This is a genomic window from Nocardiopsis oceanisediminis (assembly GCF_048595525.1).
GTDB classification, from domain to species: Bacteria; Actinomycetota; Actinomycetes; order Streptosporangiales; family Streptosporangiaceae; genus Nocardiopsis_A; species Nocardiopsis_A oceanisediminis.
In genome coordinates this window covers 3,103,244-3,118,687 of the sequence record NZ_JAFMZJ010000001.1, presented here as the reverse complement: position 1 = coordinate 3,118,687, position 15,444 = coordinate 3,103,244, and the positions used below count along the sequence as shown (strand labels likewise).

Genomic DNA, 15,444 nt, shown 5'->3' with positions numbered 1-15,444 from the left:
CCAGGTTAGGCGGCCCGCGGGCGGCCTCGCCGCAGGCCGGGGCGGAAAGCCGCCCTCCACCGCCGGCGGTCCGCCTCCCGGAGGGGACCGGAGACCGGCGTGGAAAGGCCTCGAAAAGCGCACGCTCTCCTAAGGTCTCTGGCATGACCATCGAGGACACCCTCCGCCTGTGGAGCCGCACCCACCGCGGCCGTGACTCCCTGGTCCGCCGCGCCCACGCCGCCGGCCTGGACGAGGAGCGCATCGCCGACCTGATGGGCATCGGCCGCCGCACCGTCTCCGCCGTGCTCCTGGGCGGCGCCCCCGCCCCCTTCGACCTGGAGGCCTTCGAGGCCCAGCGCGCCGGGATCGAGAGCGCCCGCAAGCGGTTCTGGGAGGAGGAGGCCTCAGGCCTGCCCCCCGGTTCCCTGGCCCTCTCCTGGCATGCGACGGCGGTCGCCGCCTGCTGGGAGGTCCCCGGGCAGCCCTACGGGTGGGGCACCGGGGCGGTGGCCTCGGCGGCGCTGCGGACCATGGCCGACCTGCTCCCCGGACCGCTGCTGCTGCGCGGCGTCTCCGCCCCCCGGGCGCTGGAGCTGGGATTCCCGCTGGACGGCGGCGGCGAGGCCGTCGTGGGCGTGCGCTACGAGCTCCCGGTGCTGAAGGGGTACCGCCGCCTCCCCGCGCGCACCGCCGCGGACCCGGCGCGGGCGGTCCCCGCGCAGCAGGCCGCCGCTCCGCCGTGGATCCCCGTCGGACCGGAGGAGGACGCGATGCGCGGGGTGCTGGAAGAGCTGGTGGGGCACTGGGTGACGGTCACCTGCCTCCGCCCCCGCCGGGAGCCCCGCGCCTCCGCACCCCGGCGCGCGGCGCCCGAGACGGCGACGGGCCGGCTCGCCCCGCACCCCGGCGGGCGCCGCTTCGAGGTGGCCGCCGAGGCGGGCGGCGGAGAGGCGGTGTGGCCGCGGGAGGTCGTCGAAGTCCTGGACCACGGGCGGCCCTGACCCCGCGGGGCGGGGCCGCCGGCCCCCGGCCTCCCCGGAGGCACCGCTCTCCCCGCCGGGTACCGGCGAGGGCCCGGGCGGTCCCCGGCGCGGGATTCGAAAGGTTCCAGGGATTCCGGAGATTGCAGAGGAGGGTTCGCGAAATGCCGGATGAGCAGGAGGACCGCTGGAGGCGGGAGACCGGCGGGAGCGGGTTCCCGGAACGGGCCCGGCGCCGGCTCCGCAGGCTGCGGGACTCCCGGAGCCGGGAGCGGGCCGAGGTCGTCCTGCTGGTCAAGTGCACGGTGGCCGCCGGGCTGTCCTGGTTCATCGCCTCGACCCTGATGCAGGCCGCGTCGCCCGCCTTCGCCCCCTTCACCGCGGTGATGATGGTGCAGGCGACGATCTACCGCTCCATCGCGGCCTCCTGGCGCTACGTCGCCGCCGTGACCGCGGGGGTGGTGGTCCAGGGCGCCCTGGGCTTCCTCTTCGGTCCCGCCTTCCCCACGTTCCTGCTGGTCGCGCTGGTGGCGCTGGCACTGAGCAGGCTGCCGGCCCTGGGGGCGCAGCGGACGTCGGTGGCCACCGCGGCGTTCTTCGCGTTCTCCCAGTTCACCATGGCCACCGACACCGCCGGCCGGGTGCAGGGGCTGGTGGAGATCGTGCTGCTGGTCCTGGTCGGCTGCCTGTCCGGGGTGGCGGTCAACCTGGTCCTGTTCCCGCCGCTGCGCTACCGCAGCGCCGACGAGGGGCTGGCGGTGCTCGCCTCCTCGGTCGCCGACCTCCTCCAGGACATGGGGACCGCGCTGTGCTCGGGAGAGGCCGGCTCCGACGACGCGCACCGGTGGCGGCGGCGCGCCAACGGCCTGGCCGACATGGTCTCCCAGGCCCGGACCGGGGTGGAGACGGCACGGGAGAGCCTGCGGCTGAACCCGGTGTTCTTCCTGCGCAGGCACCGGGACCGCACCTCACTGGAGACCCAGCGGAACGTGGTCGGCGCCCTGGACCGGGTCGGCGGGCTGGCCTCCTCCCTGGCCCGCGGCCTGGCGGAGCGCGACGGCGGGGAAGCGGCCGCGCCCTCCCCCGCGGAGCTGGGCGCGCTGCTGTCCTCGCTGTCGGACGCGGCCCGCTCCTTGCAGGACATCGGCGAGGGGCCGCTGCGGCAGCGCATCGGCGAACTCGACGGGCGCCTCGACGACGTGCGGCTGCGCCTGTCCCGGCTGGAGGAGGACCGGTCCGGCGACGCGGTGCGGACGGCCGTGTACACCGACGCGGCCCGGCTGGAGGAGGAGTTCCGCACGCTGCGCGACGCCCTCCGCGAGGAGACCGGGGAGGCGCCGCCGCACTGAGGGGCCGGGCCGCCCGCTCAGCGCTCCCGGTCGCCGCCCCGTTCCCGGAGCGCCGCCTCCGGGGCCCGCCGGGTCGGCGGCGGTGCCCTGGTCGGCGTCGCGCCGCACCCCCTCGTGCGGGTCGGCGATCCCCGGCGCCCGGCCGTCCCCGCCGGACCCGCCAGCGCCTCGCCCAGCGGCTCTCCCGCCTCCTTCTCCGTTCCGGTCGCCCCCACCTCGTCCGGGGCGGGCAGGGGCCCGTCCTCGGTGCCGTCCCCCTGGGCGGGCGGCCCGGCCTCCTCCCGGTCCCGGGCGCCCGGGTCGACCGGGTCCTCCCGCCGGTTCGGGCCGCTGTCGTCCCTGTCCCCGTCCTCACCGGCCGGAGGGGTCCCATGCGTTCCGCCCCGGTTCCGGATCAGCCGATGCCGGCGCGGCGGTGCAGGGCGCCGCGGTCCAGGATGTCGATGGCGGAGTAGTGCAGGGCGATCAGGCCCTCCCGCTCCAGCTCCTTGAGGACCTTGTTGATCGAGGGGCGCTGCACGCCCAGCATCGCGGCGAGGGTCCGCTGCGGCAGGACCAGGCTGTCGCCGTCGGCCTCCTCCAGCAGCAGCCGGGCGGTCTGCTGGTGCAGGGACTTGCCGAGCAGCTCCAGGATCCGCGCCTGGCTCGCGGTGAGCCGGCCGGCCACGCTGGACAGCCAGCGGCGGGCGATCTGGGGGTGCTGGGAGAGCAGCTGCTCGAAGTCGCCGCGGTCGAAGTGGAGCAGCTCGGTGTCGTCCAGGGCCCGCGCGCTGTAGGGCACCTCCACTCCCAGCAGCGCCTGGATGTCGCCGTCGACGTCGCCGGTGCGCAGGATCTGCACCACCACCTGGTCGGCGCCGCGCCCCGAGACCAGTTCCAGCCTGCCGGAGCGGACGATCCACACCCCCGGGCGGGCCGTCCGGCCGCCGAAGGCGAACGCCCCCCGGGGGACGGAGCGGCGCTGCAGGCTGGTGGCGAGCGCGGTGATGTCCTCCGGTGACAGCGGCACCGAGTCCCCCCGGCCCACGCAGCGCGCCACCCATGCCGCGTGCTGCACCCTCAGGTCGCCGTTCCCGTCCGGGTCCCCCGGTGCGTGTTCCGTCGGCCGCATCCCCACTCCCCCCGTCTCGCCGGACCGGACCGGGGGCGGGACCGCCGCCGGGCGGTGCGCGCTCCCCCGGTCCGGCGCCTGAGGCGACTGGCTAACGAAAGTAGCGGACGAGTCCGCGGGGGCGGCGGAAACGCGCGGGGCCGGCGCCGGACTCCGGACACGGCGGCGGCGCCGCACCGGGGCCGTCCGGCCGCCGGCGCGGCGCCGCTGTCCGCGGGGTCCGTCCTCAGCGGATGCTGATCTTCACAAAGCCCAGCCAGGAACCGTAGTGGTGGTTGTAGTGGTGGTCGTGGTCCTTGTCCTTGCACCACTTGCCGTGCCCGTGGCCGTGGTAGGTGTAGCTGTAGCCGTGGTCGCAGTGGCGGTCGCAGTCGTCGTCGTAGCCGGACGCCGACGCCGGCGCCGCGGCGCCCAGCAGCAGGGCCCCCGACATGGCGGCCGTCGCGGCCGCGCCGGCCAGCACGGTGCGCAGCTTCCTCGCCATGGTCTTCCTCCGTTCGGACATATCGGGCCTTTTCCGATGACGCAACCCTCTGCCTGAAAGCGGTCACCCGCCAACGCAGTGTCATTCTCATGACATGTTTCACGTTTCAATTTTGTACATCGCGGGAACAAGGAACCGTTCTGTGTCGCGGGCCGCGGCAACCCCCTGCGCACCGGCCGAGCGGCCGCGGCGCCCGGCGGCCCCGCCCCGCCCGCGCGGGAGGGCCGGGGAACACGGGGCTCCCGGGGATTGCGCGGCGGAGGAGGCGCGGGTTAGAACGTCCCGGTAAGTGTCCGCCGGGACACGCACCGACAACGGCGAGGTAGGCATGGGACACCCGTCATCCCCCGTTCCCCCCGTCCCCGAGCCGGCCCCCGGCTCCGCTCCCCCGGGCGCCCTCAGCAGAAGAGGCCTGTTCGCGCAGGGCGGCAGGGCCGCCGTCGCGGGCGGCGCCGCATGGCTCATGCCCCCCGCGCAGCAGGCCGCCGCCGCGGCCGCCCCGGCCGAGGAGGGCGGCGCGCCGGAGGCCACCGTCACCCAGGGGACCAACATCTCCGCCGCCCCCTCCCCCGACGGGAAGTGGATCGCCTTCGACCTCTACACCGCGATCTGGCTGGTGCCCGCCGGGGGCGGCGAGGCCCGCAGGCTCACCGGCGACCTGGCCGACGCCACCCGGCCGCGGTTCTCCCCCGACTCCGGGCGGATCGCCTTCCAGGCCTACGCCGAGGGCAACTACCACGTCTACGTCCTCGACCTCCCGGACGGGAGGCCGCGCCGGCTCACCTCCGGGCCGCACGACCACCGCGAGCCCGCGTTCTCCCCCGACGGCACCCGGATCGCGCTGGCCTCCGACCGCGGCGACGGCTACGGGATCTGGCTCTACGACCTGGAGAGCGAGGAGCTCACCGCGGTCACCGACACCGGCGCCGACGAGGCCGAGCCCGCCTGGACCCCCGACGGCGAGCGCATCGTGCACGTCTCCGACCGCTCCAGCGTGCGCTCCACCGACCTGGACGGCCGCACCGAGGAGCTGGTCCCCGCCGCCGAGCACACCACCCTCTACTCGCCCGCCCCCGGCCCCGGCGGCCGGCTCGCGCACATCGCGGCGCACGCCGACACCGTGCGGCTGATCGTCGACGGGGAGCCGGCCTCCGGCGGCGACGAGGACGTCTTCCCCGGCACCGTCACCTGGACCGGCGAGAACCGGCTGCTCCACACCGCCGACGGCGCGATCCGCAGCCGCACCCTCGGGGGCGGCGCCGAGGACGTCGCGTTCAGCGCCACCGTGCCCTACCTGCGCCGCGAGCCGCGCCGGGCGCGGCGCGACATCGACGACACCGATGAGCACCCGGTGCGCGGCATCGCGGGCCCGGTGCTCTCCCCCGACGGCCGCAGCGTCGCCTTCCGCGCCCTGGGGGCGCTGTGGGTGATGCGGATCGGGAAGAAGCCGAGGGCCGTCGCCGACGACGGGGCCTTCTCCTCCGACCCCGACTGGCACCCCGACGGCACCTCCCTGGTCTACAGCAGCGACCGCGAGGGCTCCCCCGCGCTCTGGCGGCACGACCTCGAATCCGGCACCGACGAGCGGATCACCCGCCTGGACGGCGCGCAGGTCTTCCCGCGCTGGTCACCCGATGGGAGGCGCATCGCCTACCAGGACCAGGACGGCGCGACCTGGGTCTACGACACCGGCTCGGACACCGCCCGCCAGGTGCTGCCCGAGCTGTTCCAGCCCGGGCGCCCCACCTGGTCCCCCGACGGCCGCACCCTGGCCCTGGCCGCGGTCCGGCCGCGCTCCCGCCGGTTCCGCGAGGGCTCCAGCCAGATCCTCACCGTCGACCTGGAGACCGGGAAGACCTCCTACACCGAGCCCGCACCGCACCGCTCGCTCTCCACCCGCGGCGACGACGGCCCGGTCTGGTCGCCCGACGGCCGGCACCTGGCCTTCGTGATGGAGAGCCTGCTGTGGGTGGTGCCGGTGGACGGGCGCGGCGCGTTCACCGGCGAGCCGCGCAGGCTGACCTCCGAGCCGACCGACGCCCCCAGCTGGAGCGGGGACTCCGCCTCGCTGCTCTACCTGGGCAACGGCCGGCTGCGCCGCGTCTCCCTGGAGGGCGGCCGCCCCGAGACCGTCCGGACGCCGCTCACCTGGCGGCGCAAGGCCCCCTCCGGGCGGGTGGTGGTCCAGGCCGGGGCGGTCTGGGACGGCAGGTCCGACGAGCTCCGCCGGGACGTGGACATCGTCATCGAGGGCAACCGGATCACCTCGGTGGAGAAGCGCCGCAAGCGCGCCGAGGAGGAGGGCACCACCCTGGTCGACGCCACCGGGCTGACCGTCATCCCCGGGCTGATCGACGCGCACAACCACTGGCACCTGCGCGGACGGGAGTGGGGGTCCCGGCAGGGACCGCTCTGGCTGGCCTACGGGGTGACCACCACCCGCTCCCCCGGCGACCCCGCCTACCAGATGCTGGAGACCCGGGAGGCGCTGGACTCCGGCGCGATCACCGGACCACGCTACCTGGCCACCGGGGAGGCGGTGGACGGCTCCCGGATCTACTACGACTTCATGCGCACCACCTACGACGCCGAGGGGGTGGAGCGGGAGCTGGAGCGCGCGTTCGAGCTCGACTACGACCTGGTCAAGACCTATGTGCGGCTGCCGGTGCGCTCCCAGCGCACCGCCGTGGACCGGGCGCACGCCGTCGACCTGCCGCTGACCTCGCACTACCTCTACCCGGCGGTGCACCTGGGCATGGACGGCATGGAGCACACCGGCGCCACCAACCGGCTCGGCTACTCGCAGACCGTCAGCCTGCTCGGCCGGTCCTACGAGGACGCCGTCACCCTGTTCGCGAAGTCCGGGATGTCGCTCACCCCGACCCTGTTCACCTCCGCCGCCCTCTACGCCGAGGACCGGTCCCTGGTGGAGGACGAGCGCACCGAGGTGCTCTTCCCCGCCTGGGAGTACCGGTCCCTGGTGGACAAGGCCGACGAGGCCGGCTCCGACGCGCCCGACGCCCGGCGGACCCGCGCGGCGCTCCCCGGCCACGTCGCCATGGTGCGCGCCGTGCACGAGGGCGGCGGCACCGTCCTCGGCGGCACCGACGCCCCGCTGGACAACGTGGCGATCAGCCTGCACCAGAACATGCGGGCGCTGGTGAAGTACGGCTTCACCCCGCGCGCGGCGCTGACCGTCACCACCTCCACCACCGCCGAATGGCTCGGTCTGGGCGAGCACCTGGGCACCGTGGAGCCCGGACGGCTCGCCGACCTGGCCGCGGTGGAGGGCGACCCGCTGGACGACATCACCGCCGCCGCGAACGTGCGGATCACCATCGCCAACGGCACCGTGCACACCAGAGATGACCTGCTGGAACCGTTCCGGGAGCGGAGCCCGCTGCGCTCCTCCGAAGAGCCGACCGCCCTGGGCGACCCGCTCCCCTCGGCCACCGCGGACGGCCCCTGGTGGCACGGCGAATCGGAGCGCACCGCCCCGCACCGCTGCTGACCCGGGGCCGCGCGGACCGCCGGGCGGCGGTCCGCGCGGCATGCGGCCGGGCGCCGCCCGCCCCGGACCGGGCCGCCGCCCCGGGAGGCCGGCCGGCGGACGGGGAGGCCTCCGCCGGCTTCCCCGCTCTCCCGGGAGGCGCCGGCCGCGCTCCCCCGCGCGGCCGGCGCCTCCGCGGGCACCCGCGCCCCCAGGCGGCGGGTGCCCTCGCCACCGGATCTTCCACGGCGGACGACCGTCCGGCGGGCGCGGGAGGCCTCCACCGGTCCCCGCTCCTCCGCGGAGCCGGGGTGCGGTCCCTGGCCGGTCACCGCCTCCGCCGGCACCCGCGCCTCCGGGCGCCGGGGGCCGGCCGGCGGCCCCGGGCGGCACGGCCGCGAGGGCGGAGCGGAACGCCGGCCTCCGGCCGGGCGGCCCTCGGGCCGGGGTACGGGCGCCCCCGCGGACCGGTTCCGCTCCTTCTTCCCGGTCTCGCTTCCCGGTCTCGGAGAACCGTCCGCCGGGCCGCTCCGCCGGCGGTCCGGGCGGCGGGCGCCCCTCTCTCTCAGGTTCCGGCCGTCACCAGCTGGACTTGGTGATCCCGGGCAGCTCGCCCCGGTGGGCCATCTCGCGGAAGCGGATCCGGGAGAGCCCGGCCTTGCGGATGTAGCCGCGCGGGCGGCCGTCCACCGCGTCCCGGTTGCGGTACCGGGTGGGGCTGGCGTCGCGCGGCTGGCGGCCCAGTTCGCGGAGGGCGGCGGCGCGCTCCTCGGCGGAGGCGTCCGGGCGGGAGACGATCCGCTTGAGCTCGGCGCGGCGCTCGGCGTAGCGGGCCGCGATGCGGGCGCGCTTCTCGTTCTTGGCGATCTTGCTCTTCTTGGCCACGGCTCAGACCTTCTCCCCTCGGGCGCGGATGTCGGCGACGACGCGCTCGATGCCGAGCCGGTCGACCGTCCTCATCCCCTTGGCGCTGACCCGCAGCCGGACCCACCGGTTCTCCGAGGGCAGCCAGTAGCGCTTGCGCTGGATGTTGGGGTCGAAGCGGCGGCGGGTGCGCCGGTGCGAGTGCGAGACGGCGTTGCCGAACGCCGGCCGCCTCCCGGTGACCTGGCAGACGCGGGACACGGTGCTCCTCTCGGTCGGTGCTGCTGGCCCGTCCCACGATACACCGGAATGATAATCGTTTTCACTCGATGCCGGCGCCGTCCTCCGCCGGGGGCGCGGCGACCGCCCGCGCCAGCAGCTCCGGGTCGACGTTCCCCCCGGAGACCACCGCCACCGCGCACCCGCCGCCGGCCCGCCCGGCCAGGTGCGCCGCCACCGCCAGCGCCCCGCTGGGCTCGGCCACCACCCGCGCCCGGCGCGCGATCACCCCCATCGCCGCCGTGATCTCCTCCTCCGTGACCGTGACGATCCCGTCCAGCCGGGCCGCCATGTGCGCGAAGGTCAGGTCGGAGGGGCCCACCCGCACCCCGTCCGCGACCGTCCGGTGGGTCCGCTCCGGGGACCAGGAGACCCTGCGCCCCTCCGCCAGCCCCTCGGCCGCCTCGGCGGCCAGCTCCGGCTCCACCCCGACCACCGCCACGTCCGGCCGCAGCCCTTTGACGGCGGTGGCCACCCCGGAGGCCAGGCCGCCCCCGCCCACCGGCACCAGCACCGCGTCCACCCCGGCCAGGTCCTCCACGACCTCCAGGCCGATCGTGCCCTGCCCGGCGATCACCTCCCGGTCGTCGAACGGCGGCACCAGGACCATCCCGCGCCGCTCGGCCAGGCGCACCGCGGTCCGCTCCCGGTCGGCCGGGGCCACCGGCACCAGCTCCGCGCCCAGCCGCCGCATCGCGGCCAGTTTCACCTCCGGCGCCCCCTCCGGGACGACCACCGTGCACCGCACCTCCTCGGCGCGGGCCGCGTACGCCAGCGCCTGGCCGTGGTTGCCCGAGGAGTGCGTGACCACCCCGGCGGCCCGGCGCCGCTCCGGCAGGGCGCGCAGCGCGTTGGTCGCGCCGCGGATCTTGAACGCCCCGACCGGCTGCAGGTTCTCCGGCTTCAGCCACAGCCGCCCCTCCGCCCACGGGCAGGAGAGCAGCGGCGTGCGCACCGCGCGGCGCCGGATCCGCCCGGCGGCGGCCTGGACGTCGGCGAGTGAGATCAGCTCCATCCCGGTGGTGTTCCCCGCCCCGCGCCGCGCCACCCGCCGCCCCGGAGGCGGCGGGCGGATCCGATAATGGCGGGGTGACACGCACTGAACTGACCCCCGACGACCTGCCCGGACGCGCCTTCTACCGGCTGCTCGCCTCGGTCGTGGTCCCCCGCCCCATCGCGTGGGTCTCCACGGTCTCGGCCGCCGGCGCCGACAACCTCGCCCCGCACTCGTTCTTCACCGTCGCCTGCGCCGACCCCGCGATCGTGCAGTTCACCTCCACCGGCCGCAAGGACACCCTGCGCAACGTGGAGGAGACCCGGGAGTTCACCGTCAACTTCGCGCCGGAGCGGCTGCAGGCCGAGATCAACGCGACCTCGGCCCCGTTCCCGCCGGGCGTCAGCGAGTTCGACGCGGTCGGCCTGGAGCGGGAGCCCGGCACGGCGGTGAAGGCACCCCGGGTGGCCGCCAGCCCGGTCGCCCTGGAGTGCCGGCTCCACTCCACCGTGCTGCTCGGCGACTCCACCGTGGTCTTCGGCCGCGTGGTGCACGCCGCCGTGGACGAGGCGGTGCTGGTCGACGGCCACCCGGAGGTCTCCCTGCTGCGCCCGATCTCCCGGCTGGGCCGGAACGAGTGGGGGGCGCTGGGCGAGGTCACCGCGGTGGACCGGCCGCGCACGGGCGGGCCGCCGCGCGGCTGACCCCGGTCGGAGCCGCGCCCGCCCCGGGCCGCACCGGACCGTCCGACCTTGACCTCCAGCTAACTTGAGGTTCTACTCTTCCGAGCCATGGACCGAAAGATCCCGGTAGAGGTCGGTGGTTGGCGATGAGCATGGAGATGGCCGCGTGGTCGTCGATGTACAACGCGATGCACGCGAAGGAGGACAGCCGGCCGTTCTCCCGCGCCGTGCTGCGGCGCATCGCCGGGTTCGCGCGGCCGCACCGAGCGCGGCTCTCCTGGTTCCTGGCCTCCAGCACCGTGCTGGCCGTGCTCACCGTGGCCACCCCGGTGCTGGCCGGCGAGGCGGTCAACGCGATCATCGCCGGCGACGACCTGGGCCTGGTCGTCGGGCTGGCCGCGCTGATCGCCGGGATCGCCCTGGCCGAAGCCGGGTTCGGCCTGGTCACCCGCTGGTTCTCCGCCTCCATCGGCGAAGGGCTCATCCTCGACCTGCGCACCGCCGTCTACGACCACGTGCAGCGGATGCCGGTCGCCTTCTTCACCCGCACCCGCACCGGCGCCCTGGTCAGCCGGTTGAACAACGACGTCATCGGCGCCCAGCGCGCGTTCAGCGACGTGCTGTCCGGGGTGGTCAGCAACACCGTGACGCTGCTGCTCACCCTGGTCGTCATGGTCGGGATCTCCTGGCAGATCACCCTGCTGGCGCTGGTGCTGCTCCCGGTGTTCGTGCTGCCCGCCCGGCGGATGGGCGGCCGGCTGGCCCGGCTGGAGCGGGAGGCCACCGAGCACGACGCGGCGATGGGCACCCGGATGACCGAGCGGTTCTCCGCCCCCGGCGCCACCCTGGTCAAGCTGTTCGGCCGGCCCCGCGAGGAGTCCGCCGAGTTCTCCTTCCGCGCCCGGCGGGTCCGCGACATCGGGGTGCGCACCGCCATGGTGCAGGAGGTGTTCATCACCGCGCTCACCCTGGTCTCCGCGCTGGCGCTGGCGCTCGTCTACGGCCTGGGCGGGTACTTCGTGTTCACCGGCGGGCTGGACTCCGGCTCGGTGGTCGCGCTGGCCCTGCTGCTCAGCCGGCTGTACGCGCCGCTGACCTCGCTGGCCAGCGCCCGGGTCGAGGTGATGAGCGCGATGGTCAGCTTCAGCCGGGTCTTCGAGGTCCTCGACCTGGAGCCGCTGGTCAAGGAGCGCCCGGACGCCCGCCCGGTGCCCGAGGGCCCGGTGTCGGTGGAGTTCGACCGGGTCGGGTTCGGCTACCCCTCCGCCGACCGGTTCTCGCTGGCCTCCCTGGAGGAGGTGGTCACGCTGGACGACCGCGAGGGCGGCCCGGTGCTGCACGGCATCGACTTCACCGCGGCCCCCGGGGAGACGGTGGCGCTGGTCGGCTCCTCCGGCGCCGGCAAGTCCACCATCGCGCAGCTGGTCCCCCGGCTGTACGACGTGGACTCCGGGGCGGTGCGGATCTCCGGGGTGGACGTGCGCGATCTGACCGCGGCCTCGCTGCGCTCCGCCGTCGGCATGGTCACCCAGGACGGCCACCTCTTCCACGAGACCATCCGGGCCAACCTGCTGCTCGCCCGCCCCGGGGCCGCCGACGAGCAGCTCTGGGACGTGCTGCGCCGGGCCCGGCTGGACGGCCTGGTCGCGGCGCTGCCCGACGGCCTGGACACCATGGTCGGCGAGCGCGGCTACCGGTTCTCCGGCGGCGAGCGGCAGCGGCTGACCATCGCCCGGCTGCTGCTGGCCTCCCCCGGCCTGGTGATCCTGGACGAGGCCACCTCCAGCCTGGACGCCACCTCCGAGGCCGCGGTGCAGGAGGCGCTGGCCGAGGCGCTGCGCGGGCGGACCGCCATCGTCATCGCGCACCGGCTCTCCACCATCCGCTCCGCCGACCGGATCCTGGTGATCGAGGAGGGGCGCATCGTCGAGCAGGGCAGCCACGAGGAGCTGCTGGCCGCGCACGGCCGCTACGAGGAGCTGTACCGGACCCAGTTCGCCGGCTCCTCCGGGGAGGACGCCGCGGCCGAACCCGGGCCGTGCAGCACCGCCCCCGCGGCGGCCGGCTGACCGCCGGCGGGCCGCGGCCGCTCTCCGGGCACGCCGGCCGCCTCCCCGCGCCCGAGCGGAGAGGACCGGGCCGGAGCGGGCGGCGGCCCGCGCGGCGCGGGCCGCCCGGCTCTGGTCAGGGCGGCCCCGGACGGGCAGAATCAGGCGCACTGATCGCAGACGTCCACCAGAGCAATGGAGCACTCGGTGACCCAGACCACGCCTGACGACCTCCGTTCCGTGATCGCCGGACAGCGGCTCGACCGCGCCGACAAACCGCTGATCAGCACCAACCCATCGCGCACCGGCGACGTGCTGGCCGAGGTGAGCCTGGCCGGCCGGGCCGAGTTCACCGCCGCCTGCCGGGCCGCCAAGGAGGCCCAGCGCGCCTGGGCGGCGGTGCCCGCGCCGATCCGCGGCCAGGTGATCGGCAACATCGGCGACCTGGTCGCCGCGAACAAGGAGGCCCTGGCGCGCGCCGTCACCCGCGACATCGGCAAGACCCTCGGCGAGGCCCGCGGCGAGGTGCAGGAGATCATCGACACCTGCGAGTTCTTCCGCGGCGAGGGGCGCCGGCTCTACGGGCAGACCGTGCCCTCGGAGATGCCCGACAAGCAGCTGTTCACCTTCCGCAACCCGCTGGGCACCGCCGCGATCATCACCGCGGGCAACTTCCCGGTGGCCGTGCCCAGCTGGTACATCGTGCCCGCGCTGCTGACCGGCAACACCGTGGTGTGGAAGCCCGCCGAGTACGCCGCCTCCTGCTCGTGGGCGTTCTACGAGCTGTTCTCCCGCGCCGGGCTGCCCGAGGGCGTGCTCAACCTGGTCTACGCCGACGGCGAGGAGACCTTCGCCGGGCTGGAGCAGGCGCTCGGCGAGGGGCTGGTGGACAAGGTCGGCTTCACCGGCTCCAGCGCGGTGGGCGCCCGGATCGGCGAACTGTGCGGGCGCCACCTGCAGACCCCCTGCCTGGAGCTGGGCGGCAAGAACCCGATGGTGGTCACCGAGGACGCCGACCTCGACCTGGCGGTGGAGGGGGCGCTGTTCTCCGGTTTCGGCACCGCCGGGCAGCGCTGCACCTCGCTGGGGAACGCCATCGTGCACGAGTCGGTGCACGAGGCCTTCCTGGAGCGGTTCGCCGCCGCCACCGCCGCCGCCGCGGTCGGCGACCCGACCCGGGACGTGCTCTACGGGCCGATGATCAGCGAGCGGTTCGCCGACCGCTACGAGGGCTACCTGGACTGGATCTCCGGCCACCACCGGGTGCTCGGCTCCACCGCGACCGGCCGGATCACCGCGGCCTCGCCCCGCGCCGGCTTCGTCGGCGACCCCGCCGACGGGCTCTTCTACCACCCGGTCATCCTCGCCGGGGTGCGCCCCGAGGACCGGGTCTTCACCGAGGAGACCTTCGGCCCGATCGTCGGCGTGGCCTCCTACCGGCACCTGGAGGAGGCGGTCGAACTCGCCGACCTGCCCGGCTACGGGCTGTCCTGCTCGATCTACACCACCGACCCGAAGAAGGCCTTCGCGTTCCGCTCCGGGATCGGCGCCGGCATGGTCAGCGTGAACAACTCGACCTCCGGCGCCGAGGCCCACCTGCCGTTCGGCGGCAACGGCCGCTCCGGCAACGGCGGCCGGCTCTCCGGCATGTGGGTGCTGGACCAGTTCACCCGCTGGCAGTCGATGAACTGGGACTACTCCGGGCGGCTGCAGAAGGCCCAGATGGACGTCGTGGAGATCGACGCCGACCTGGGCTTCCGGCTGGACTGACCGGCCGGGGCGGGGGCGGCGGCACCGGGACACGCTGCGGGGCAGCCGAAACCGGCACCGGGGACATGTAAACTCACGCCCCGGTCACGCACGCCCCCGCCGTCGAACCCGGATCGGAGCCATGGATTCCACCGCCGCCACCCCCGAGGAGGAACGAGCCGGACTGGAGGCCCCGCGCACGCTGCTCCGCCGGTCCGGGTTCGCCGCGGCCGTACCCCTGTTCTCCGCCGACCTGGCCGGCGCCGGCGACGCCGCGGAGGCCGCCCGGGTGGTCACCTCGCACGGCCACCGGCTGTGGACCGAGGCGGCCTCCCGGCGGGACCGGGTCGGCGACGACCGCCCGCTGTACTGGGCCCGGCTCACCCTCAGCTCGCTGCTGCGCTCCTGGCGGCCGTCGTTCCCGCTGGCCGGCGAGGAGCGCGCCGCGCTGCTGGCCCGCCTGGAGCAGGCCTCGCGCGGCCACGACGACCTGGTTTTCGCCCCCGACGACCGGCAGCTGCGCGTCATCGTCACCGGGTTCGACCCCTTCGAGCTCGACGACGACGTGCGCCGCTCCAACCCCTCGGGGGTGGCGGCGCTGGCGCTGCACGGGGAGACCTTCGAGGCGCACGGCAGGACCGCGGTGGTGCGCGCGGCGCTGTTCCCGGTCCGCTGGCGCGACTTCACCGGCGGCATGGTGGAGCGCTGCCTGCTGCCGCACTACACCGGCACCGCGGCGCCGGCCGACGCGGTGATCACCCTCAGCCGGGGCCGGTCGGACCGGTTCGAGCTGGAGGCGCGCAGCGCCGCCTGGCGCGGCGGCGCCCCGGACAACGAGCGCGCCTGCGCACCCGGCCCGATCCCCCCGCCCGACCTGCCGGAACTCCCCTCGCCCCTGCCGCAGTGGGGTTCTTCGACCCTGCCCCGCCAGGCCGTCCGGGCGCAGGCCGGCGGGCGCTTCCCGGTGCACGACGACACCCGGGTCACCGAGGTCCCGGCCGGCTCCGCCGAGCCGGTGGTGCGCGAGGACGGGCCCACCCCCGGGTCCCTGGCGCGCGCCGGCGGCGGCGGGGACCACCTGGCCAACGAGCTCGCCTACCGCAACACCCTGCTGCGCGAGGCCACCGGCCGGGACATCCCCGCCGGGCACGTGCGCACCCCGCTCCTGGAGCCGGGCACCGGCGATCCGGACGCGCTCACCGACCCCGGCTTCGAACGGGACCGCGCCGACATCACCGAGCAGCTGCGCGCCATCGTGGCCGCCGCGGTCCGCGCCGCCCCGCTCCGCTGACCCCGGGCGCACCGCCGGGACCGCCCGCCCGGGGAAGGCGGCCGCGGCGGAGCGCCCCGCTCCGCCCGCCTCCCGGACCCGGCCGGGGCCGGGACGGCCGCGCCCCTGGGCACCGGACGGGTCCCGGGCGGCGGCCGGGC

At 75.8% G+C, this 15,444-nt stretch carries 12 protein-coding genes; 7 read left to right on the top strand and 5 right to left on the bottom strand.

All coding sequences use genetic code 11. The features are described from left to right. Nucleotides 1–143 precede the first annotated feature (143 nt). Nucleotides 144–983 carry a hypothetical protein gene (locus J0910_RS13715; RefSeq protein ID WP_420158889.1) on the top strand — a complete coding sequence of 280 codons (840 nt, stop codon included), beginning with the start codon at nt 144–146 and terminating at the stop codon, nt 981–983. A gap of 143 nt (nt 984–1,126) precedes the next feature. Further along, nucleotides 1,127–2,311 carry an aromatic acid exporter family protein gene (locus J0910_RS13710; protein ID WP_420158888.1) on the top strand — a complete coding sequence of 395 codons (1,185 nt, stop codon included), beginning with the start codon at nt 1,127–1,129 and terminating at the stop codon, nt 2,309–2,311. Between the two features lie 394 nt (nt 2,312–2,705). On the opposite strand, the gene J0910_RS13705 is transcribed toward J0910_RS13710, so the two are convergent. Next, on the bottom strand, nt 2,706–3,422 hold the full coding sequence (locus J0910_RS13705; RefSeq protein WP_420158887.1) for a Crp/Fnr family transcriptional regulator: 717 nt from the start codon (nt 3,420–3,422) through the stop codon (nt 2,706–2,708). A gap of 226 nt (nt 3,423–3,648) precedes the next feature. Further along, the gene (locus tag J0910_RS13700) at nt 3,649–3,906 is read right to left on the bottom strand and encodes a hypothetical protein (protein WP_420158886.1); all 258 of its coding nucleotides are present in this window, start codon (nt 3,904–3,906) and stop codon (nt 3,649–3,651) included. 328 nt (nt 3,907–4,234) lie between these two features. Between J0910_RS13700 and J0910_RS13695 the strand changes: the two genes are divergently transcribed. Further along, nucleotides 4,235–7,417 (top strand): amidohydrolase family protein, encoded by a 3,183-nt coding sequence (locus J0910_RS13695; RefSeq protein WP_420158885.1) that lies wholly within the window; start codon nt 4,235–4,237, stop codon nt 7,415–7,417. Nucleotides 7,418–7,975: 558 nt separating this feature from the next. On the opposite strand, the gene rpsN is transcribed toward J0910_RS13695, so the two are convergent. The 3 genes from rpsN to J0910_RS13680 form a co-directional block, all read right to left on the bottom strand. Then, complete coding sequence (rpsN, locus tag J0910_RS13690) at nt 7,976–8,281, bottom strand: 30S ribosomal protein S14 (protein WP_420158884.1); 306 nt, start codon at nt 8,279–8,281, stop codon at nt 7,976–7,978. A 3-nt stretch (nt 8,282–8,284) separates the two neighbouring features. Then, nucleotides 8,285–8,521: a 50S ribosomal protein L28 gene (gene rpmB / locus J0910_RS13685; RefSeq protein ID WP_420158883.1), complete on the bottom strand. Its 237-nt coding sequence runs from the start codon at nt 8,519–8,521 to the stop codon at nt 8,285–8,287. Between the two features lie 61 nt (nt 8,522–8,582). Beyond that, nucleotides 8,583–9,554, bottom strand: coding sequence for a threonine ammonia-lyase (locus J0910_RS13680; RefSeq protein ID WP_420158882.1), 972 nt, complete (start codon nt 9,552–9,554; stop codon nt 8,583–8,585). A 74-nt stretch (nt 9,555–9,628) separates the two neighbouring features. Here J0910_RS13680 and J0910_RS13675 point away from each other — a divergent pair, with 74 nt between their 5' ends. The 4 genes from J0910_RS13675 to J0910_RS13660 all read left to right on the top strand — a co-directional run bounded on the left by J0910_RS13675 (nt 9,629) and on the right by J0910_RS13660 (nt 15,304). Continuing rightward, nucleotides 9,629–10,237, top strand: a complete 609-nt coding sequence (locus J0910_RS13675; RefSeq protein WP_420158881.1) for a flavin reductase family protein — start codon at nt 9,629–9,631, stop codon at nt 10,235–10,237. A 125-nt stretch (nt 10,238–10,362) separates the two neighbouring features. Then, nucleotides 10,363–12,285, top strand: coding sequence for an ABC transporter ATP-binding protein (locus J0910_RS13670; RefSeq protein ID WP_420158880.1), 1,923 nt, complete (start codon nt 10,363–10,365; stop codon nt 12,283–12,285). 186 nt (nt 12,286–12,471) lie between these two features. Next, complete coding sequence (locus J0910_RS13665; RefSeq protein ID WP_420158879.1) at nt 12,472–14,034, top strand: aldehyde dehydrogenase family protein; 1,563 nt, start codon at nt 12,472–12,474, stop codon at nt 14,032–14,034. A 121-nt stretch (nt 14,035–14,155) separates the two neighbouring features. Beyond that, a complete protein-coding gene (locus J0910_RS13660; protein ID WP_420158878.1) occupies nt 14,156–15,304 on the top strand; it encodes a pyroglutamyl peptidase in 1,149 nt (382 codons plus the stop codon). Nucleotides 15,305–15,444: the final 140 nt, after the last annotated feature.